Below are 20,482 nucleotides of genomic sequence, written 5' to 3' on the forward strand. Positions count from 1 at the left end.
TGTTTGTATTATTTATTTAGTAACCGGTAAATCACAACCGCTGCTTGAGCACGGGTCGAATCTGCATTTGGATTGAATTTGTTGTTTTCTTCGCCAACTACGATTCCTTCTGCAGCGGCCTGAGCCACGCCTTCCTTAAGCGAAGAATGGATTACGCCTGCATCCACAAAGCTTTTCAAAGCCGCTTCCAGGTTCTGCGGTTTCTTAAAGTCACGAATTTTCACCAATGCCCTGGAGGCCATTGTAGCCATCTCGGCGCGTGAGATATAAGCGTTTGGTTCGAATTTGTCAGCAGAGCGTCCGTCTACAATCCCGGCCTTCACCGCAGCAGCAACATAAGTTTGGAACCAATCAGAAGTTTTCACATCAGAGAAACTCTGAGTAGCTGAAGCATCCTCAAGATTGAATACTTTGACGATCATTTTCGCAAATTCCGCACGGGTTACTTGTGCATTTGGCACAAATACCCCGTCAGCCCGACCTTCAAGAATTCCTTTGGCTGCGGAAACGGTGATTTGCCGCCCTGCCCAGTCATTCACACTTGCAGTGTCCGCAAACTGCACTTTATTTTCAATAATCGCGTAAGTTGAAAAAGATTTGTTCGGTGCGATAAATTCATTGCTGGCCTGGTTATATTTACCGCCCTTAAAAATAAGGCTGCCCTTATCAATCTTGGTTAACACTAGTAATTCAGTATCCACCAGATTGGCGTTAGTGACCGGCAAACGAACTTCAACCGGTTTGCTGAAGTTATTGATTTTCTGTCCGCCTGATGTGAAATCAAATTCAAACACGTCCGAAGCTACGGTCTTATTGGTTACGCTCGAAGCAACGGATTTATCTTGCTTGGTAACAGTCAGTGTGGTATCCGATGCTAATTGGTCGACATCAACAGTAAGGGAAACTCCATTCACCTGGATTGCAAGTGCATCGATCCCGTTCTCCTTCGCCTTGTTCAACAAATCTTTGGAAATCGGTATTTCAGAGGTCTTGGCATTAACGGTTCCCAAGTCCAATGTCGCGATAACCTTGACTGGTTTAGCATCAGGTACAGAACCCTTTAGCAGTTCATTCGCTTTTTGCGCAAGATCTTTCACGTTCTTAAAGACATCTGCCATCTTGTTCACATCAATAGCAGGTTTGGCCACATCGCCTTGCACAATAACGGTCTTCGAAAGATCGATGACTGCCGCTTCGCGGAGTGCTGCGGTAACAGTTTCAACCACTTTGGCAAGACCGCTGTTCGAATTATCCTTCAGAAGATCTGCCAATTTTTGAGTTACACTATTCAATTTCTCAACAGACTTGGTTACATCCAAAGCAGGAGTTGCACCAGAAGAAGGAATTACGGCTCCGCCCCCAACACTGCCAGAAGAAGGAGTTACACTTCCGCTGCCGCTGGAAGTTCCGCCGTCAACTGCTTTCAGCGAAATGTCTTGTTTGTAAATCAGCTTGTTCAATATTCTCGCCTGCAAAGTTCCGGAGCCGGAAGTTGCGGTATTGTTCAATGTGACTTTGCCGGAGCTATCAACCGAGATATTGGAGTTGTTTACCGTTTCCCATTTTACAACTTCAGCAGGTACATCGTAGCCCAATACTTTCAATGCCGGTGGAGTCATGATGCGTCCATTCGAAGATACAACAGGCGCAACGGCGGTTGTTTGTGAACGCACGAAAGCAAGAGCCAAAGCCTTCTGAGCAGCGCGATCCTGAGTATCTACTTTTGCGGCGAAGTTATTTTTGACAGTGATGATATCAGTGGAAGTTATCGAGAAGAAATTTAAGAACTGGGCAAATTTTGTTTTATTATCGGTGAGGACTTTATCCAACGCATTTTTAGAGACGGTTGTCATGCCGGTTCCATTGGCAAGCGCCAGGAGATCCGTGATCGATGTGTTTTTCTGAAGCTCGCTCGTTACGGCAGTCTGGTAAGCAGCCTGGAACTCGGCAAGATCATTAAATGTGATGTCGCCTGTACCTGCAAATTGTGACAATTGTTGCAGCATCGGTCTAAAGGTTGGATCCACTCGCAGTTGATCCCACTTCGTGAAGTCGGTATCATAGCCCGCACCCATTGCTTTGATGAATTTGATCATTTTCTGATGGGTAACATCAGGGTATTTAGTGGAGCTGAAACCTTTTTTGTTAAATATCTTGCCGGAAACAGCATCGATCAGAAGATAATCGTTTTCGTCAACCGAACTCAATTTTGTGAGAGCAGCGTCAACCGCAGCTTGTTCCTCCCACAGTTTGCCGGCAACAGAGTTTACTAATCCCTTGGTTGAGCCGTAATCCGATGCTGCTGCGGATGCAGTCGATACGAGACCTAGCTTTTCACCAAAACCTTTGGCGCTTAAAGGAAGGCCCGCCAATGAACCGAACACCAAGCTTGCTGCCAGTGTCGATTTGATAATCTTGTTCTTCATTATTTCTTAATCTCTCCTTTGCTGTGGTAAGTATATTTATAAACATCAAATATGTAATACTTAATCGAATTAACTTCCTTGCAAATAATACCATAGCTAGAAAAAGTAGAACAAGATACGTTTTGTATTATTAAAAGTTTAATGATACATACAGTATCTGTCCGATCTGAAGCAAGAAAGGGCTGCCCTGATACCAAAAAAAAGTGCAAGCTCTGCCGTTTTCACAATAACGGTGCAGCTTGCACTTTTATTAGGGGTTGGGAGAAAATCCGGTTTATTTATTGGCTGCCTTCATAAGCGCCTTTAGTTCCTCTGCAGAAAAACGGGAAAGAACCTCTGATTTAATTTGTTCCTTTTCTTTCGCGCTTAGCTCATTTTTGTTTGAATAGCTTGCCATGTAATGTGTCAATTCTTGGGCATTGAATTTCTTTATCGCGTAATTCATGGCATCGTTCTGGTTTTTAAACTGCGGGACTGGTTTGGGGCTTTCATTCTGTGCAGTTGAGTTGGAAGGAGACGTTTTTCCTGCTGCATTCGGTTGGGTTGAATTCTGAGCTTTGTCCGTCTGTTCTTGGGTTGAACGCGGAGCGTCGTCCGTTCGTTGTGCGTTAGCGGTTCCTGTTGTTGCTGGAGCAGAAGCAGCTTCTTGACTTGATTTATCAGTCGAATTGGAGCCGCCTTGAACTGATTTATCGGCTGAATTCGGGAGCGATTTAGATAAATCGCCGACAGCTGCATTATTGATCATACTCTCCACCGACGGGTCACTCTTAAGAGAGTCCACTGCTGAATTTAATTGCTTCTGAAAATCCGGCGATGAAGCTGCACTGGTTATCGTCGAATAGATTTTGTTAGAAACATAGATCTTTGCTCCCCACGCTGCGCCGCCAAGGACGACAAGGGAAGTTACAATAATACCAATTTTTGTAAATTTTCTCATTATTATTCCTCCTTCCAGTGCAGGTAATTTTATCATAATTCTTGACAGCGAACAAACTGTCGACAAGATTCGTCAAAATCTCAAATTAAATGTCGAAAATCTAAAAATAAATAATGAAAGTCAGGCGGGAATAGTTTACAATGAGCAAGAGGCGGTATTAAAGGGGGAGACTTCATGATTGACATTCATTCACACATTCTCCCATTCTTGGATGATGGCTCGCGGGACATGGAAGAATCGCTTCGACTCGCGGAAATGGCGGTTACAGAGGGCATTACCACAATAATTGCAACCCCTCACCATGCGAACGGACAATACTACAATGAAGCTGAGTTAGTGAATAATCAGGTGCTGTCCCTGCAGGAACAGCTGCAGATAAACAACATAGAGCTCTCTGTGCGGACCGGCCAGGAAATTCGAGTATATGCGGATTTATTGGAAGACTACGAGGCGGGAAAACTCCTGACGCTGGCGAATTCTCATTATGTACTTTTGGAGTTTCCTTCCAATCGTGTACCGCAAAATATAGAAAATTTATTATATGAGCTTCAGATTCTCAACATTACACCGGTTATGGCACATCCGGAACGCAATCTCGAACTTGCGAATAACCCGGATCGTTTATGGGAATTAGTGCAATCAGGGGCGAGATCCCAAGTTACGGCGCATTCAATTAACGGCCTTTTTGGCAAGAAGGTGCAGCGGGCGGCTTTAGATATTTGTGAGAGAAATTTGGCGCATGTGATTGCTTCAGACGTACACAATACAGGCCCCCGAGATTATGGGCTGCAGCAAGCCTTTGACTTGATCGGCACTCGATTAGGTCCCGACTACGCCGATTACTATAAAAACAATGCACAGCAGATCCTTGATTCTGTACCTTTATCCATACGGGAGCCGGAGAAGACTAAGAAACAATGGTATCGTTTTTGGTCTTGATATATTCCCTATTCGCAAGCAGACCAAGAATAACCCAGAAATAAGGGGCAACAGATACAACACTAATATTGAAAAAAGCCTGTACCATATAACCAATTGCTGCGGCTAATAAACTATACTTCAAGATTTGTGCTTCTCCATTCCCTTCTTGTGCCTTTTTAAATCCCCTGTAAATAATCATCCAATGAAACATCAAATAAATAAGTAGTGCAGGGACTCCCATCGTTAGAGCAATTTGTAAATACTCATTATTTTCATCATAAATAATGCTGTTCCCAATGTAATTATTGTAAGCAGGCAGATCGTGCGGTTTGAACACTTCCCGGAATGTATTCGGACCCGTACCTAGCCAAAAGTGCTCCTCTATAAGCGGCATGGATTCCTGCCAAATAAACCAACGGCTTGCTCCTGCCGAACCCCTGTCTTGATTGACTACGATCTTTTGTACATCGTCTGCAACCGTAACGGCACGCTGAACATATCCATGCTTCTGAACGATATTCATTAGGGTAAAGATTAACCCGAAGGCCAGAAACATAACGCCCAACCTTCTCCATAAATATCTTTTTTGTCTTACAGTAAATACGGTTAGGATGAACAAACCGACCCCAGTTCCCAGCCACGCGCTCCGTGTTTCGGATTCAAGCAAGGCAATATATAGAACACACAGGATGACCAATAAAAGGGCGATTCCTTTGCACTCCTTCTCCGATAAGAATAAGCCCATCGTTATAATAAGCATCAGGACTAAATAAGACCCGAAATAATCGGGATTATCAAAGAAGGAAAAATTCCTCGAGCCAAATTCCATCATATGATCTTGCAGCAAAAATCCCCTATGGAAATGCTGAAGAATACCATATAGCGACGCAATGAAGGCGGATACTGACATGAAATAAAAGATCTTTCTCTGTTCTATGTACGCACTTGTGCGGGAAACAAAGACAAATGAAGCCACATAAGAAGTCATGACCAGAAAACCTTGATGCTCGGTTAGATAACCTACGAGTGACATTTTCACCGAAAAAAAAGTAGACAAAGCATTGAGTAATAGAAAAACAAGCAGGAGCCACTCTATTCCGGTTACTTTACGAAAGGATCGTCCATTTCTCCTACCGTTGAATATACTTGCGGTACATATTATAAAGAGAATCCCAATAAAATAATAAGCTTTAGCGTTCGCATAATAAACTTCGGCTCCCCAGGGATAGATCAGAAACGGAAATAAAAAGATGAAGATAAAAAAAAGGGATCGAATGAATTTTTGCACCGTGTGTACTCCTTTGTTCACTTTCTTTTCTCATGAATGGTCGGCAGCATAATCCGAAAAACAGCGCCTCCATCCTGATCATTCCAAGCCGCAATACTTCCACCAGACTGTTCGATAATTGCGCGGGAGATAGCGAGTCCCAAGCCATTCTCTCCATTCTTCCCCTTGAAAAACCGCTGGAAAAGATTTGGAAGCACTTCTTCAGGAATTCCTTCACCATCATCCTTGATGTCAATCCAAACCTGCCGTTCTCTTTCCAATATAGAAATATCAATCGCATGAGCTGCGTGCCGCAGGGCATTGCTTAATATGTTCAGGAGCGCTTGCAAACATTTTTCCGAGTCCACTTTAACCAAAGGCGACCTTGTACCATTTAAAAAAGTTTGATGTATATCAACCCTTACTCCCTTTTCTTTAAGCAGCGGGTTAATGCGGAATATCGATTCCTCCAGTAAATATTCTAAAGGTACAGCCTGCCATTCAAAGCTATTCTCTTCGTTCTCTATCCTGGAAAGAAGAATCATGTCGGTGACCATCTTTTTGAGCCTGTCGCTCTCATTTATAATAATCTTAAGAGAATCACCCGCTTGTTCACCATCTATGGTTCCATCAAGAATGGCTTGAGCATAGCCTTGAATCGACATCAGCGGAGTCTTAAGTTCATGTGACGTGTTTTGAAAAAACTGCTTTTGAGCTTTCATATGATGTTCCAGTTCAATTTTTCTCGACAGAATCCACCCCAAAGCAATCGTAAATAAGATAAAAGCCACCGTGATAGCCGTATCTACCTGCTGGATAATAAAATTAGTCCGATTAATATAAAGCTCTTTCTTGTCAGCGAGTTCCTTCTGCTGCTCTCTCATGCTGTTAAGGCTTTGTCTGGTTTCATTAAAACTGATCTCAATAAAGGCAGCCCTTGATTCATCCACCCTTCCTTCTTTTTCGAATTGGAACGCTCTCTCGTTATCCTGCACGTAGTTGTTCCAATTTTGCTCGAAGACGGATAATGACTGCATATTCTCTGGCCGACTTAGTAAAGCTCGAAAACGCTCCAGCTCTTTATTTACCGCTTCTACATTATTCTTATACTTTTGCAGATGCCCGTTTTTGTCCCGAGCAGCAGTACTTAAAAAGTAATAAGCTCCTTCATTGTCCGCTACAAGACCAAGACGGTTGATTTTCTGTATCTCGATCAATATGTTTTTTTCCGCCAACAGTTCATTTTTCATTTGAAGCTGCTTATCTTTCAATGTTTGATTGGCGAGAATGACAAGGATACAAATGAAAACAATAATGACAAATCCAATAAAAAGTTTATTTCTCGACGTATAAAGCTTCACCTTCATTTCGTACTCCTTTTAGCAACATGCCCACGCACACTCGTTTATACTTGGCCTCTCAAGCGATAGCCATATCCCCATACGGTTTCAAGAATAAGTCCATCCATCTTTTTACGCAGTCTCTTCACAAAATGGTCGACATTCCGGTCCGAGCCGGCAAAATCGTATCCCCACACTTTATCCAGCAAAGCTTCCCGAGAACAAGGACGATTGATATTCTGCACCATGTAAAGAAGGAATTGAAATTCCTTTGTGGTTACCTCAATTTCGCTTCCTTTCCAAACCACCCGGTGTTCGTCTTCAAAAATTTGGAGTCCTGGAACAGAAGTTTCGCCCGTGTTTTGACTTGGTCCTTTCGATAAAACCTCTTCGTGTTTACTGAACATTCTCCAGCGATATAACAATCGATTTACCCTTGCGACCAATTCCTGCGGATTAAAAGGTTTCGTTAAATAATCGTCACTGCCTAACTTAATCCCCTTAATTCTACTCATCTCTTCATCCAGCGCGGAAATCATGATGACCGGATTCTCCGATTTCTTTCTAAGCCGTTGACAGAATTCATAGCCATCCATTCCGGGCAGCATAATATCCAATACCCATAGATCAGGCGGATCCTTCCGCCATAGATCCTCAGCCTCTTCCGCCGATACTAAGCCAATCGTTTCATACCCTTCCTTAAGCAAATACGATTCGACCAGATTGCGAATATTCGTATCGTCTTCAACTATTGCTATTGTAGGCGTCGACATTTTGCATTCTGCACATCCTTTTTTACTCCGTATCCTACCAGCACTATCAAGCTTGTATTTTTGCATAATTTAATATTACCAGAGCACACCAAAATTGTCTTAAATTCTCGCTGGAAACGATTAGAAAATGTTGGATGATACAGTTTGTATCATATTTCTGCCACATTTTTATCTTATATTCGGACAATAGCAAGTATTTAACATTTTTCCATTTCTTCTTCCAGTGTCTCATAATTTTTTTCTATTTTGAAATCAAAGGATGGTAGTTAATGAACAAAACAGAAGTAAACGCAAACTCAGAAAAAATATTTATTATTGGAGCAGGCGGCCTCGGATTAATGACAGTTAATATCTTGATTGATAATCAAATAGATATTAAAAATATCGCGTTTATTGATGATAATGAAAATCTAATTAATAAAAATAAGCACACTATTCCGGTTCATGGACCAATTGAAACGTTTCTTGATAATTTATCATCAAATGAACTTCAACATTACAAGTTTATCATTGCAGTAGGGAATACTAATTTAAGAAGGAGAATTTCTGCTAAATATTCAAATCTTAATTTTATTAATGCTATACACCCAACAGCAATTATTTCTCCATTTTCTAAAATGGGAACAGGCAACATTATTCTACCTGGCGCTATTATTGATCCGGAAGTTGAAATAGGAAGTCATGTAACTATAAATAAAACTGCGACAATTGGCCATAATACATTGTTGGAAGATTATTCGCAAATATCTCCTGGCGTCAATATAGGCGGTTATGTCCATATTCAAGAAGGGGTCTTTATTGGATTGGGTGCCGCCATATTACCACACGTGGTGATAGGATCAAATTCAATCCTTGGTGCGGGCTCTACCGCCGTTAAGAATATCCCTGCAAATTGTACGGCAGTGGGATCACCCGCAAAACCTATAAAGTCAAATCTATCTTTGAATGCCATTACTTCTTAAATTTTGTGACACTCATCTTTCAAAAATGTATGAAGGATTAACCGTTATAATTAAAGCGGTTAATCCTTATTTATTTCTTATCCGCCTTACAGGCAGAGGGCTACTTTATATGGTACACTACGTATCAAATAAATGAATTTTTCGGGTAGGAAAGACTGAGGATTAATACGAAGAAACTGCAAGCGGTCATTGGAAAAGAAAAACCAGACTATATCTTTATCACTGGCGATTTTACCAAGCTCCCGGGCAGACTCCCGAGGTTAAAAGAATATTTGGCCGTTGTTAGGGACTCCCAAATCCCCACCTACGCCGTACTTGGCAACCATGATCATCAGCAACTAAAACTCCGCAGGCTTATTCACGTTTTACACGGGTCTGCACAGCACTCCCTATGGCACTTATTACATTTCAAAAGGAATGGGCCAAACCGGTATCAACATCAGATTCCTAGTCCGCAGCGAGGCTACTATGCATTACTTGTAAACTACTGCCTTTACCGCTTAACCGCCAGTCTGTCAAGATTCTACTATTTCCTCTAGCATCTCTTCCAACGTCCAACCGGTTTCCTTACTGATTCGAAGCAGATAACCGGGATGGGGAATTTCGCCGCTGCACCAGCGCTGCGCCTGGGAACGCGAAGAAGCACCGGCAATTTTAGCGAGCCAGTTCATCGACTTTCCTTCCCGCTTCAAAAGCTCTCTGAGATTGCAAACCAGTTTCATTTTAATTGCCGCCATATTTCCACCCTTATCTTTAGGTATAACTAAAGCGCTTGCATTTATTTATTGCTTTTCAGATACCCACGTATGGCTTCAATGCTCACTCCAGAAGCCTTCACTTCTTGGACCAGCTCAATCCATTCCTTACTCAAAAATTCGGGTGAATACTCTTCACTAACCAGACTATGTATATCGACCCCAAGCTCGGGGGCCAGCTTTTGAAGAATTTCAATAGACGGATTCCTCTGAAGATTGCGCTCAATCGAACTCAAATAAGATTTAGCCACACCCGAGCGGTGTGATAATTCAGTCAGGGATAAACGCTTTTGCTGCCTCAGCTTTTGAATACGGTTGCCTATCAATTAGATCACCTTATTTTATATAATATCGACCCTATTTGGGATGTTGTTTTTCCAATTCGGTTAAAGCCCTTGCTTGTGCAGCTCCTTTGACCGCCTCATACTCCTGACGCCAGCCGTCCGGTCCGGAGTCATCCAGTCCCGCTTGACGAAGCTCATCTTTAGCCTTCTCAATAATCGAGCCTACCTGCCGGTCGCAGGAAGCCTCGGCTGCCGAGATTCGTGATAGGTATTTTGATTTTGATCCATTAATGCCGTCCGTGGAATTCTGGCTGGACAAGTAGGCAGCAATCTCTCCGACAATGGAGCTCGCCTGGGCTTCGCACTGGCCTTTAAGGCTTAGCAGCTGCGCTCTGTATTTTGCTTCTATATCCGGATTAGCTGCTGCGGGTTTATTGGGTGTAGAATCTGCTTCCGGCTTAGGTGTTCCACTGGAAGTTGAATCTGCCGCTGGTTTAGACGCTGATGCGGGAGCAGGATTGTTCTGCGATGGTTCTTCTGTTGGAGCAGGATTGCTAGGTTGGACCGAGTTTACTGCCTGATTATCTGTTTGAATCTCTTGCTGTTGGACTGCTGGAGAGTTCGTCTGCTTAGTGGTGCTGCTTTCATCCTTCACAGATGGCGGACCCTGGTTTACTGGGGTACTAATAGAGGTAGCCGTATTTTCCGTCTTGCTATGCATTGGTTTCTCCACTATAGTTTGCTGTTTTTGCGGGTCCCCTTGCTCCTTGATATCCTTGGTGTGCTGCTGGTGATTGTCCACAAGCTTGATGCTATTCTCTGCCGCAGTGATGTTTTCACGCTGCCAGTAAAAATAGCTTAAAAAAACTATACATCCGATGAGAACGACAATCCCGCCACATTTCAACCACGCCCCACTCTGTGATGAATCGAAATTCTTACTCATACACAATCACCGTCCGTCTTCTTAAAATGCTTGATCAAGTAAAGAGAGACATAATGCGTAATGCCGCTCCACAAGTGTCCAGAATGACATCAGCAAAGAGCGGTGTTCGGTGAACAGTAAACGTCTGATGCTTCATGTTCGGCTTTTAGCCAACCCCCACCAAGCGGCAGTACTTAACGATCTCATCCCATTGTTTGAGAAGGCACACGCTATCATCCAGCGCAAGATCTTTGCCGGTCTGGATGTCAATCCACTCCATATCGCAAATAGCATTCATGCTGTGAATCGAACCTGAGGGGATCTGCAGCACATCTCCTGCCTTGACATGAAGAAACCCGTTGTTTAACACGAACTCCCCGACGCCGGACACGACAATCCAGCATTTATCGCGATTTTTATGCATAGAATAACTTAGGTTATGGCCTGCTTGGACTTTAACAACGCTGGTCAGCACTTCTTCCCCTTCATTTAATTTTGTGAAATTTACGATTTCTGTTTTCTCCATTTCTATATATCCCCTTTATCAATAGTTTTCTATTGATTAACACATTAATGAAATAATCCAGCTTGAATGCAAAAACCCCGCTGTTCCAAAGCGCATTTGCCTCAATCAAGGCATGTGCTTCTTCATCGCGGGGTTTCTCAATGAAATGACATACTTCAATATATTTCCCAATCCAGAAATCTTCTTTCAAGATCAGTTGTTATTTTAGATTTTCTTTCAGCGAATCTTGATACGACTTTCCTTCACTCAAGCCTAACTTGGATGCTATGGCAATGAGATCGTTATATTCCTTCTCTGAAAGCTTCACTAAAAATACCTTCTTGGCCTGCCTCTTATCCTCAACCGAAAGACCGCCTGCGGCTAATTGCGTAAATAGCTTAATTTCCTCTACGGATAATTTACTAAGTAAAATTGACATTATCTTGGCTTTATCTTTAGCAGACACTGAGTTTTCAGCACTTTGAGCTTTCTCCGGTGAGATCTCCGCTTCATACTTAAGTTTTGGTTGTTCTGGTGGTTTAGCAGCTGGGTTGGATGTACTTAGTGTGCCAGGTTCTTGTTTTGGGCTGCTATTTGGTGAGACATCTGCTGCTGGTGTTTGAGCCTCAACATCTTTGTTTGTTTTCAAAATCGTGGTTGGTGACTCTTGAGATTGGCTTTCTGATGAAGCTTCGGTTGGCGTTAGCTCTTTAGCCTTGGATGTTTCTTTCTTTAAACTTTGCTGTGTTGAAGTGTTTTTGGGAATTAGAAAGGAATGAATAATGTAATTGGCTGACTTGTCCAATACGTAATATCCGGAAATAAGAATGATTAGCAGTATTGAACAAATAAAAATCCACTTTTTTTTAATTGATTTCATAAGATAATCACCTATTTAATTAACGCTTCCTTTATGCTTATAATTATAGTTTTACTTTGTTAAGCACTCTCTTTGCATCCGGGCCATTAAAACCAAAAGCATTTCCTGCAAGTTTAATGTATTCATCAATTGTAATCAGATCGTTCGGGTTTTTCATCTAATACCAAAAATCGCCCAGCAAACAACATCGCTAAAATTATAGGCAATAAACAAACGAGAGAAATAATATAAACCTTTTCCCTAAGCATTCATTAAAGCACCGCTATTTTTAAACACTTACTCATAGAATCTATTACTCGTTCTTGTTCTTCTAAGGTCATATTAGAGCCAGATGGAAGACACATTCCATATTGGAATAATTGATCTGAAAAACTATAATCCGGTGTATGAGAGAAGTATTGATTATTTTTGAAAAGAGGTTGTAAGTGCAATGGCTTCCATACAGGCCGTGCTTCTATGTTTTGCTCTGCTAAATAATCTACAATTTCAATGGAGCTAACCCCACAATGTTGCGGATCTATGGTCAAAGCCGTAAGCCACCTTGTTGATTGACCACAATCAAGTTCCGGCATAAAACGAATACCCTCAATCTGATTGAACGCATCATAATAACGGTCAAAAACAGCCCGGCGCGCCGCTACGCGTTCGTTCAATACCCGTAATTGTCCCCGACCTACTCCGGCAAGGATATTACTTAAGCGGTAATTATAGCCCATTTGGCTGTGTTCATAATGCCTGGCGGTATCACGAGCTTGCGTAGCCCAGAATCGAGCCTTATTAAGAGCCTCCAAATCATCGGATACTAACATTCCACCACCGGATGTTGTAATAATTTTATTTCCGTTAAACGAATAAATGCCAAATTTGCCAAAGGTGCCGCTTGCTTGACCTTTATAGTTAGCACCTAATGATTCAGCCGCATCCTCAACAACAGGCACGTTATAATGGTCACAGATTTCTAACAATGGCTGCATGTCAGCGCTCTGACCATATAAATTAACAATAACGACAGCCTTGGGCAGCTTGCCCGACTTCTCGGCTTCATTAAATGCCCGCTGCAGTGCCTGTGGCGACATATTCCAGCTTTCTGGTTCTGAGTCTATAAACACAGGTTCGGCAATCTGATATAGAATTGGATTAGCACTAGCGATAAAGGTAAGCGATGAACAAAAGACTAAATCTCCCGGTCCAACACCCAACAAACGAAGCGATAAGTGAATAGCCGCAGTTCCAGAGCTTAGGGCTACAGCACCTTTGCTTCCAACATAATTCGCTAACTCAGCCTCAAAAGCATTAACGTTTGGGCCAAGAGGCGCAATCCAGTTGGTTTCAAAGGCTTCGGAAACAAATTGCTGCTCATCACCGCCCATATGGGGAGATGAAAGATAGATTCTTTTCTGATTAAGTGACATAAAACCCACTCCTAGTATTTTTTCTTTAAAATCAACTAACTATATAATCTAATTCCATTAACGATTTTATTTGAATGTCCGCTCGATATGTGATGTCTACTTCAAGATTGCTGTATACTCCGTTAGGTCGATTGATTTGTATCGTTTTCCATCCAAGTTTTTTCGCTGCAATGAAATCCTTCCTAGGATTATCACCAATGTAGATACAATCAGTGCCTTCACATTCAAATGTTTCCATAATCTTTTCATACGGCATTGGACTAGGTTTCCAATTCCCGCGTCCAAACTTATCAGTACAGATGATTAAATCAAACAAACTTTCTAAACCTAGTGATCGTACTTTATTCTCCTGAGCCTCAAGATAACCGTCGGTGATGATTGCCAGACGCTTTTTATTCTTAAAATGATTAATAGCCCATGTTGCGTCTTCATATAGGTTAATCTTGGGTGAATGTCGTCTATAAATGTTGACGAGTGTATTAATAAGTTCTCCGTCATAGGAAATTTCCAGATAATCAAGGGTCTGATTAAATATGTTGCCACTCTGCCCAGATTTAAGCAGACTGGAAGCTATATCATAAAATCCAATAGTAGAGTAAGTTTCCTCTATCCAACTATTAACAGCTGTAAATCCGCTGCGAACATAGTCATGTTCGGGGTATAATGTATCATCCAAATCAAATACGACAACATTGATCACACTATCATATCCTTTGTAGTAAAGATGGCATCATCGAATCTTAACATGGCAACATCCTCTTTCCATTCATCAAGAGCAATATTAATTTCCTCATTGAGCAGCATTTTAATGATCCATAAAGGAAAGTCAGCTCCAGCTGCAAGGGACAAAGGAAATCCACCACCAAATCTAGGGTTAATCTCCAAGAACTTAATTTCTTTATTTGCTGTTAAAAAGCACTGAACAGTTATACATCCTAATGCTCCCGGTAATGCTTCTACTACCTTTTTTGTAGCATTTATAATGTCATAATTTTTAACTGTTAATCCTTTACTCACTTCCCCAGCTCTAGTCTCTAAGCGTAGTCTGGGAACTATAGAACGAACATTTCCTTCAAAGTCCACTAATACATCTAATGTATATTCTTCACCAGTGATGAACTCTTGTAAGATTGCATTAGGAATATAATCTTTAAAAAAACGTAATTCCCGTTCGTTATTAATTTTTGTAACGCCAACACTACAACTGCCATTAGATGGTTTAATGAGAAAAGGATAATTAGAGTTAGATTCGCCTAAAATGACATCTGGGTTTAAAATTTCAGGCGTATCAACTCCTATGTCTCTAAAGAAGCTATATGTATTTCTCTTATCAAAACAAATTTCATTTACTGCTGGTGAAGAAATTAATACTTCTACACCACTTTCCTCAAATTCTTTCTTATTTGATGCCAATATGTTAAGTTCAGTGTCAATCAATGGGATTAAAAGGCCAATCTCATATTTAATGCACAACTCTTTTAATGTAGAGATGTAATTAAGATCATTTACTCTTGGAACTAATTCATGCACATCCGATATGAAAGCAGCAGGTGCATTTCTTTTAATATCTGTAGTAATTATGCGTCCCCTTATTCCAAGTTGATCCAAAGTATTTTTGAAATGCTTAATCAACGAGACTCTTCTACCCGCACTTGTAAATAATATGTTTAGTGTATTCATTGTTTTTCAACTCCTTTAAAGAAGGGCATTGTTGCATGCCCGTTCTGATTAATATCTTCTGATCGAATTACTTTTAAGAAGGTTAACCATAGAATCTTAACGTCTAATAAAAAGGATTGGTTATCAACATACCAGACATCTAGAGCAAACTTCTCTTCCCAAGTAATCGCATTTCTTCCGTTTACTTGTGCCCAACCCGTTATACCCGGCTTTACTGTGTGACGTCTAATTTGTTCCGGCGTGTATAACGGAAGATATTCCATTCGTAATGGCCTGGGGCCCACCAAACTGATGTCTCCCCGTACTACATTTAATAACTGAGGTAATTCATCTAGACTGAATTTCCTTAACATCTTTCCAAAGGGTGTTAAACGAACCTCGTCAGGCAATAAGTTACTATCCTGATCTCGTTGATCGGTCATGCTACGAAATTTCAATATATAGAATGGTTGTCCATTTAGCCCCGGACGTTGCTGTTTAAATATGGCGGGAGTTCCCAATTTCCAACGTACCATAATATAAACCATAAGGATCACAGGGGATAAAACAAGCAATAGAACTGTAGAAACTAACAGATCACAAAACCTTTTCATGTTAATTCGGCCCCACTTTGGTTTTTTATAAATTAAAAAAGATAAGATTATATCTAAAATACAGATACTATCTTATCTCTACTTTCACTTTCTCTTGCGAAATATGATCTTTTACAATATATCCGTTTGGGTTGTTGAACTGCCACCTCCAAGCATCCGCGCACATTTCTTCAATACTTTTCTCTGCAACCCAACCCAGCTCTTTTTTTGCTTTTGAAGGGTCGGCGTAACACACTGCTGCGTCACCGGGTCTTCGGTCAACAATTTTATATGGGATCTTCCTGTTAGATACCTTTTCAAAAGCATGAATCATTTCAAGTACACTACACCCCTTCCCTGTGCCAAGATTATAAGCATTTACACCGCTTGTTGACATCACCTTCTCGATTGCCTTGAGATGACCATTTGCAAGATCCACTACGTGGATATAATCTCTAACCCCGGTTCCGTCAGGAGTAGGATAATTATTTCCAAACACACGAAGCTCGTTTAACTCTCCTACTGCTACTTGAGTAATGTAGGGCAATAAATTATTCGGAATGCCGTTGGGATCCTCTCCGATTAAACCACTAAGATGAGCACCAACCGGGTTAAAATATCTTAAAAGGGAAATACTCCATCCATTATCCGAAATATATAGGTCACGCAGAATCTCTTCGATCATCAATTTCGTACGGCCGTAGGGATTTGATGCTTTGAGAAGAAAATCCTCAGAAATAGGACCATCTGTTTTTGTACTATACACAGTAGCCGAAGAACTGAACACCATCCTTTTTACACCGTACTTTTGCATAAGCTGGCATAGAATTAATGTACCAGTTACATTGTTATGATAATATTTCAGAGGCATTTCAACGGACTCTCCAACCGCTTTATATCCGGCAAAATGGATTACAGCGTCAATCTTATTTTCTAAAAAAACGGCTTCTGCACTTTCTACATCTAATAGATCTACATTATAAAATTTTATCCTCCTGCTTGTGACAGTAGTCAACCGCTGTAAGCATTCAATCTTGCTGTTCGATAAATTATCTAGTACAACGATTTCATAACCAGCGTTTAATAACTCGATACATGTATGACTACCAATATAACCTGCTCCCCCGGTTACGAGTATAACCATGAGCATACACCTCCCGAAATAAGTGTCAAAACAGCAATCTACCAAGCTTAAACATTAACTACAGCCCCTTGAAAAGCAAAAAATCCCGCTCTAAATTAGGGCGAGATTGCATGATACAATTCGATTTCATAAGTTATTACTTTAAAAATATATTTATACAAAAAATCCTTATTACTAAGCTTTTCTGTTTTTTAATACTTTAGCAGGGTTTCCTCCTACAACAGAGTGAGGAGGTACATCTTTTGTCACGACAGAACCTGCCGCAATAATTGATCCGTTTCCAATTGTGACGCCAGGTAACATAATCACTCTTGAGCCAATCCATACATCATCTCCTATTTTCACTTCTTTAGGTACCGTTGTCCCTTGTTGGCACATAGGAGTTTCTACATCAGATGTCTCATGATTAGTGGTGTAGATTAAAACCTCAGGTGCCATCATTACATTATTACCTATTGTTGTTGGTCCTTGAATATAGCATCTTGGGCCAATTCCAGAATTATCTCCTAATTTCACATTTGATGAAAATACGGACTTTCTTTGAATGTTTATGTTAAAACTATTGCTCTCTGTTATATGGTTAAATAAAAAACCTCTTATTTTTTTACTTGGCTCACCTATAAATCGTGAATCGGAATTAGGTAAATAAGTTGCGAAAACTTTATAAAAATAAAGCATTAGTTTTTTTTTCATAATTTATCTCCATTTACCTTTTTCAAACTGCCTTATTTAATTCTTTACGCTTCAAAGTATTTTTCTTAATTTGTCTCCAGATTTCACTCATTGTCCTAGGGTCCACAATGGAATTACCTATTAAAATAACGACTAATGTCCATGATCCAACAAGGAACGCCCAACTTAACCAGTCAAGAAAATTATGTGCTTCAACTTTAACAAAAATAAGAAACGGAGCTGCAGCGATTATTGAAAAAATCATATTACGAAAAAGTTTATTTACTGTATGCCTTGGAGAGTTCTTTAAGATATTACGAGATACATATATTATAAAATCAGTGGTACGGTATGCATAAGAACATAGACTACCCAAAAGAATACCTTCAACACCTAAATAGTGGACAAAAATTAGAGATGCAACGATGTTAACTGCTGCTTCAATGATTGCACGCCACTTTGTTTCTTTAAAGTGCCCAGCAGAATTAACTAAAATACTTGCAGGAATACGTATTGCGTTTGCAATTCCAACTAAAATAAACAAAGTAGCTAGCAACGGTCTAACATAATTTGCATCGTGAAACCCGGAAGTATAAAGTTGTACAAAAGGCAATATTAACAATGCTGCACATGTATAAAAAATTGCAACAACAGCATAAAATATATATTCAAAGTTGCTAAAATGCCTATGCAAAACTTCCTTTTCATCTCTAACTATTAAATCTCCAAATGCGGCCAGCATTGCAGATGAAAAAGTTGAGATTATTAATAATATTGCATTAAATGCCATATTGTATATTGTGTATACACTGACTTCCTCAAGTCCAGCAAATATAGTAATAATTATTATAGGAGTATTAAATATAACTAAACCTGCAATTTGGTGAATTAACGCATCCCATTTACTCTTTATCGCAACAGTGTCAGGCTTAACTTTAATATTGAAGAATGGATAAAACTTGTTTACATAAATTCTTAAAAAGAGGACGATTGACACTGTGATAGTAGTTGAAACAGCAATAACCATGACAATAGAAAAACCTAATTTAATAAATAATATTGAAAAAATCGCACTTATTATATTTAAAGCAGATCGTATATAAAATATAACAAAACTTTTTTGATCAGCAGTAAGTAATACTATGTATTTGCCTAATAAAAAGTACTCAACTATACCACTAACCCCTAATATGAATACCAAATAAAAAGCTAAAGAAACATCTACCTTGTCGGCAGCAATTAGTGGAAAACAAAAGGATAAAATAAATACAAGAACAATAAATATATATCCTGAGCGCCTATAAAAGTAGTTTGTCGCTGACAGAATTCCGTTGATCTTACTCCGATCATCTACACTTAAGGGTTTGTATAATGCTGCAACTGATGCATTACCCACACCTGCTTCTATTATTTTTAAATAACTCAAAAACTGGTTAATGGATGATGTTAGTCCAAATATAGATGATCCGTAGTTAGTAATAAAAAACCTGGGTAAAATAAAACCAATCATTACAGATACACTTTGAAGTAAAAGGTTTGAAATAAGATTTATTATTGCTCTTTTTGTTCTCATGTTTGATCTCCTAACTCCAAAGGAGAAGAATTGGACCAGAGCTATAATTCTTTCTCTTTTATTTTTTAGATTAAACTTTCTTTTTGTTAGCAATCATCTTAAACATAATCAAAAAGTTCATTAAAAAATTTTGATTTCTTAATAACGTAATATATACTTTTGATTTCAAAGACATACCTTTTATTTTAATATTATTTAATGCTTCGTTTATATCATCATTTAAAAGCATTTTTTTAATAAAGTTCCGTTTTTCACCGTTGCTCTTTGTGTTTTGTTTACTAAATTCATTATTTAATGCCCCAATCACTAAGAAAGTAAGGTAATAATTTACCTGTTCTGATAGGTCGAATACACTGTTTTTCTTAACTCTCTCTTTTAATAGATTATTTAAAACTAAAACTCGTTCTAAATATTTATCATCGTACTTTCTTGTCATAGAAGATTCAATTTGACGATAATGATAAAGGAATTTATTATCTAATACATAAATTGAATTTGAATCTAATAAACAAGGATAAGTACATGCTGCATCTTCTCCCATTTTTATTATGTCATCAACGTTATATTGATTTTTTTCTAATAACTCCTTCTTAAATATTTTATTCCAAACTGCTGGATACAAACCAAATTGATAAAATTTCCCTGAATACAGCATGATGGGATAGACCTTTTTTGTCATATCCTTTTTGTCGTATAACCCAGGCTCTATCATTTGTTGACTTCTAATGTTTTGATCAGGATAACTGTGTATTACATCGCACATAACAATATCGGTGTCATATTCCTTTGCTGCATTGCATAATAACTCGAACATTTTTGCCTCAACCCAATCATCGCTATCAACATAACCTATATACTTTCCACGAGCAGCTCTTAGCCCTGCTTTACGTGCACTTACAAGACCTCCATTAGCTTTGTGTATGACTTTTACCCTTGGGTCTAATTCCGCATATTCGTCACAAATTCGTGGACAGTTATCAGGTGAACCATCATCAACTAAAATCAATTCAAAATCAGCAAAAGTCTGTGCTAATATGCTATCAACACACTGGTGGATATAAGGTTCAACTTTATAGACTGGTACAATTATACTTAAATATGGATTCATAATTTAGCCCCGCTTACTTATATTTTATTTATTATGGAATATACAAAATTCCATTTGATCCAAAAATTGCAACTATAGTATTAAGACCAATATCACATGTTTCTCAGGTTCAGTAGTGATTTTTGCCGTTACTTCTGTTCGGCTCTCGGCGGCAGGAACGTTTTTTAGGCCGGAATCAACAACTCCTCCTCAGAGAACAGTTGAATGTTAAATAATAAATAGAATTTTCTGTTCATGCGGATATTCCTTTTTTAGCGAAGGACCTGTTATATTATTGAACCATAGAACTTCGTTAGTTAAGATAGTCTTCTTTCTTTTACAACATAACAAGGCAAAAACCGCC

21 protein-coding genes and 2 pseudogenes are annotated in these 20,482 nt (G+C 39.6%); 3 read left to right on the forward strand and 20 right to left on the reverse strand.

What is annotated here, in order from left to right:
* Positions 1 to 8 precede the first annotated feature (8 nt).
* The gene (locus tag ACZ5N7_RS11580) at positions 9 to 2,426 is read right to left on the reverse strand and encodes an S-layer homology domain-containing protein (protein WP_464654327.1); all 2,418 of its coding nucleotides are present in this window, start codon (positions 2,424 to 2,426) and stop codon (positions 9 to 11) included.
* Between the two features lie 274 nt (positions 2,427 to 2,700).
* Positions 2,701 to 3,366, reverse strand: a complete 666-nt coding sequence (locus ACZ5N7_RS11585; RefSeq protein ID WP_464654328.1) for a hypothetical protein — start codon at positions 3,364 to 3,366, stop codon at positions 2,701 to 2,703.
* 174 nt (positions 3,367 to 3,540) lie between these two features.
* Here ACZ5N7_RS11585 and ACZ5N7_RS11590 point away from each other — a divergent pair, with 174 nt between their 5' ends.
* On the forward strand, positions 3,541 to 4,305 hold the full coding sequence (locus tag ACZ5N7_RS11590; RefSeq protein WP_464654329.1) for a tyrosine-protein phosphatase: 765 nt from the start codon (positions 3,541 to 3,543) through the stop codon (positions 4,303 to 4,305).
* Here the strand turns inward: ACZ5N7_RS11590 and ACZ5N7_RS11595 are convergent.
* From ACZ5N7_RS11595 to ACZ5N7_RS11605, 3 genes are read right to left on the reverse strand one after another with little or no spacing between them, the layout of a single operon-like run.
* Entirely contained in the window at positions 4,274 to 5,575 is a 1,302-nt protein-coding gene (locus ACZ5N7_RS11595) for an O-antigen ligase family protein (protein WP_464654330.1), read from the reverse strand. The two genes, ACZ5N7_RS11590 and ACZ5N7_RS11595, sit on opposite strands and share 32 nt — an antisense overlap.
* A 17-nt stretch (positions 5,576 to 5,592) precedes the next feature.
* Entirely contained in the window at positions 5,593 to 6,921 is a 1,329-nt protein-coding gene (locus tag ACZ5N7_RS11600; RefSeq protein ID WP_464654331.1) for a sensor histidine kinase, read from the reverse strand.
* 38 nt (positions 6,922 to 6,959) lie between these two features.
* A complete protein-coding gene (locus ACZ5N7_RS11605; protein WP_464659242.1) occupies positions 6,960 to 7,667 on the reverse strand; it encodes a response regulator transcription factor in 708 nt (235 codons plus the stop codon).
* A gap of 269 nt (positions 7,668 to 7,936) precedes the next feature.
* Between ACZ5N7_RS11605 and ACZ5N7_RS11610 the strand changes: the two genes are divergently transcribed.
* Together ACZ5N7_RS11610 and ACZ5N7_RS11615 are read left to right on the forward strand one after the other, a co-directional pair.
* Positions 7,937 to 8,629, forward strand: a complete 693-nt coding sequence (locus tag ACZ5N7_RS11610) for an acetyltransferase (protein WP_464654332.1) — start codon at positions 7,937 to 7,939, stop codon at positions 8,627 to 8,629.
* Positions 8,630 to 8,805: 176 nt separating this feature from the next.
* Entirely contained in the window at positions 8,806 to 9,168 is a 363-nt protein-coding gene (locus ACZ5N7_RS11615) for a metallophosphoesterase (protein WP_464659244.1), read from the forward strand.
* Here ACZ5N7_RS11615 and ACZ5N7_RS11620 read toward each other — a convergent pair.
* The 15 genes and pseudogenes from ACZ5N7_RS11620 to ACZ5N7_RS11690 all read right to left on the reverse strand — a co-directional run bounded on the left by ACZ5N7_RS11620 (position 9,145) and on the right by ACZ5N7_RS11690 (position 20,139).
* Positions 9,145 to 9,366, reverse strand: coding sequence for a hypothetical protein (locus ACZ5N7_RS11620; protein ID WP_464654333.1), 222 nt, complete (start codon positions 9,364 to 9,366; stop codon positions 9,145 to 9,147). The two genes, ACZ5N7_RS11615 and ACZ5N7_RS11620, sit on opposite strands and share 24 nt — an antisense overlap.
* Before the next feature lie 41 nt (positions 9,367 to 9,407).
* Entirely contained in the window at positions 9,408 to 9,710 is a 303-nt protein-coding gene (locus ACZ5N7_RS11625) for a helix-turn-helix domain-containing protein (protein WP_464654334.1), read from the reverse strand.
* Positions 9,711 to 9,741: 31 nt separating this feature from the next.
* Positions 9,742 to 10,614, reverse strand: a complete 873-nt coding sequence (locus ACZ5N7_RS11630) for a hypothetical protein (protein ID WP_464654335.1) — start codon at positions 10,612 to 10,614, stop codon at positions 9,742 to 9,744.
* 34 nt (positions 10,615 to 10,648) lie between these two features.
* Positions 10,649 to 10,750 carry a VanZ family protein gene (locus ACZ5N7_RS11635; RefSeq protein WP_464654336.1) on the reverse strand — a complete coding sequence of 34 codons (102 nt, stop codon included), beginning with the start codon at positions 10,748 to 10,750 and terminating at the stop codon, positions 10,649 to 10,651.
* A gap of 9 nt (positions 10,751 to 10,759) precedes the next feature.
* Positions 10,760 to 11,119 carry a cupin domain-containing protein gene (locus ACZ5N7_RS11640; protein WP_464654337.1) on the reverse strand — a complete coding sequence of 120 codons (360 nt, stop codon included), beginning with the start codon at positions 11,117 to 11,119 and terminating at the stop codon, positions 10,760 to 10,762.
* 199 nt (positions 11,120 to 11,318) lie between these two features.
* Positions 11,319 to 11,978 carry a hypothetical protein gene (locus tag ACZ5N7_RS11645; protein ID WP_464654338.1) on the reverse strand — a complete coding sequence of 220 codons (660 nt, stop codon included), beginning with the start codon at positions 11,976 to 11,978 and terminating at the stop codon, positions 11,319 to 11,321.
* Positions 11,979 to 12,229: 251 nt separating this feature from the next.
* Complete coding sequence (locus tag ACZ5N7_RS11650) at positions 12,230 to 13,390, reverse strand: DegT/DnrJ/EryC1/StrS family aminotransferase (RefSeq protein ID WP_464654339.1); 1,161 nt, start codon at positions 13,388 to 13,390, stop codon at positions 12,230 to 12,232.
* 31 nt (positions 13,391 to 13,421) lie between these two features.
* Positions 13,422 to 14,090, reverse strand: coding sequence for an HAD family hydrolase (locus ACZ5N7_RS11655; protein ID WP_464654340.1), 669 nt, complete (start codon positions 14,088 to 14,090; stop codon positions 13,422 to 13,424).
* On the reverse strand, positions 14,087 to 15,070 hold the full coding sequence (locus tag ACZ5N7_RS11660) for an ATP-grasp domain-containing protein (RefSeq protein ID WP_464654341.1): 984 nt from the start codon (positions 15,068 to 15,070) through the stop codon (positions 14,087 to 14,089). The genes ACZ5N7_RS11655 and ACZ5N7_RS11660 overlap by 4 nt, the downstream gene beginning before the upstream one ends.
* Positions 15,067 to 15,663, reverse strand: coding sequence for a sugar transferase (locus ACZ5N7_RS11665; RefSeq protein WP_464654342.1), 597 nt, complete (start codon positions 15,661 to 15,663; stop codon positions 15,067 to 15,069). The genes ACZ5N7_RS11660 and ACZ5N7_RS11665 overlap by 4 nt, the downstream gene beginning before the upstream one ends.
* Before the next feature lie 67 nt (positions 15,664 to 15,730).
* Positions 15,731 to 16,786 (reverse strand): UDP-glucose 4-epimerase GalE, encoded by a 1,056-nt coding sequence (gene galE, locus ACZ5N7_RS11670; protein WP_464654343.1) that lies wholly within the window; start codon positions 16,784 to 16,786, stop codon positions 15,731 to 15,733.
* Positions 16,787 to 16,969: 183 nt separating this feature from the next.
* Positions 16,970 to 17,122: pseudogene (locus ACZ5N7_RS11675) on the reverse strand (DapH/DapD/GlmU-related protein); the annotation flags it as partial.
* A gap of 93 nt (positions 17,123 to 17,215) precedes the next feature.
* Positions 17,216 to 17,479 (reverse strand): annotated as a pseudogene (locus ACZ5N7_RS11680) (LbetaH domain-containing protein); the annotation flags it as partial.
* A gap of 22 nt (positions 17,480 to 17,501) precedes the next feature.
* Positions 17,502 to 19,031: a lipopolysaccharide biosynthesis protein gene (locus ACZ5N7_RS11685; RefSeq protein WP_464654344.1), complete on the reverse strand. Its 1,530-nt coding sequence runs from the start codon at positions 19,029 to 19,031 to the stop codon at positions 17,502 to 17,504.
* A 70-nt stretch (positions 19,032 to 19,101) separates the two neighbouring features.
* On the reverse strand, positions 19,102 to 20,139 hold the full coding sequence (locus tag ACZ5N7_RS11690; protein ID WP_464654345.1) for a glycosyltransferase family 2 protein: 1,038 nt from the start codon (positions 20,137 to 20,139) through the stop codon (positions 19,102 to 19,104).
* Positions 20,140 to 20,482: the final 343 nt, after the last annotated feature.

It is taken from the genome of Paenibacillus sp. JCM 18996, from assembly GCF_055392555.1.

Excerpts from the sequence above, each read along its gene's own strand:
- ACZ5N7_RS11580 (WP_464654327.1), bottom strand. The coding sequence starts at position 2,426 with ATGAAGAACAAGATTATCAAATCGACACTGGCAGCAAGCTTGGTGTTC.
- ACZ5N7_RS11585 (WP_464654328.1), bottom strand. The coding sequence starts at position 3,366 with ATGAGAAAATTTACAAAAATTGGTATTATTGTAACTTCCCTTGTCGTC.
- ACZ5N7_RS11590 (WP_464654329.1), top strand. The coding sequence starts at position 3,541 with ATGATTGACATTCATTCACACATTCTCCCATTCTTGGATGATGGCTCG.
- ACZ5N7_RS11600 (WP_464654331.1), bottom strand. The coding sequence starts at position 6,921 with ATGAAGGTGAAGCTTTATACGTCGAGAAATAAACTTTTTATTGGATTT.
- ACZ5N7_RS11605 (WP_464659242.1), bottom strand. The coding sequence starts at position 7,667 with ATGTCGACGCCTACAATAGCAATAGTTGAAGACGATACGAATATTCGC.
- ACZ5N7_RS11610 (WP_464654332.1), top strand. The coding sequence starts at position 7,937 with ATGAACAAAACAGAAGTAAACGCAAACTCAGAAAAAATATTTATTATT.
- ACZ5N7_RS11620 (WP_464654333.1), bottom strand. The coding sequence starts at position 9,366 with ATGGCGGCAATTAAAATGAAACTGGTTTGCAATCTCAGAGAGCTTTTG.
- ACZ5N7_RS11630 (WP_464654335.1), bottom strand. The coding sequence starts at position 10,614 with ATGAGTAAGAATTTCGATTCATCACAGAGTGGGGCGTGGTTGAAATGT.
- ACZ5N7_RS11635 (WP_464654336.1), bottom strand. The coding sequence starts at position 10,750 with ATGAAGCATCAGACGTTTACTGTTCACCGAACACCGCTCTTTGCTGAT.
- ACZ5N7_RS11640 (WP_464654337.1), bottom strand. The coding sequence starts at position 11,119 with ATGGAGAAAACAGAAATCGTAAATTTCACAAAATTAAATGAAGGGGAA.
- ACZ5N7_RS11645 (WP_464654338.1), bottom strand. The coding sequence starts at position 11,978 with ATGAAATCAATTAAAAAAAAGTGGATTTTTATTTGTTCAATACTGCTA.
- ACZ5N7_RS11650 (WP_464654339.1), bottom strand. The coding sequence starts at position 13,390 with ATGTCACTTAATCAGAAAAGAATCTATCTTTCATCTCCCCATATGGGC.
- ACZ5N7_RS11660 (WP_464654341.1), bottom strand. The coding sequence starts at position 15,070 with ATGAATACACTAAACATATTATTTACAAGTGCGGGTAGAAGAGTCTCG.
- ACZ5N7_RS11665 (WP_464654342.1), bottom strand. The coding sequence starts at position 15,663 with ATGAAAAGGTTTTGTGATCTGTTAGTTTCTACAGTTCTATTGCTTGTT.
- galE (WP_464654343.1), bottom strand. The coding sequence starts at position 16,786 with ATGGTTATACTCGTAACCGGGGGAGCAGGTTATATTGGTAGTCATACA.
- ACZ5N7_RS11685 (WP_464654344.1), bottom strand. The coding sequence starts at position 19,031 with ATGAGAACAAAAAGAGCAATAATAAATCTTATTTCAAACCTTTTACTT.
- ACZ5N7_RS11690 (WP_464654345.1), bottom strand. The coding sequence starts at position 20,139 with ATGAATCCATATTTAAGTATAATTGTACCAGTCTATAAAGTTGAACCT.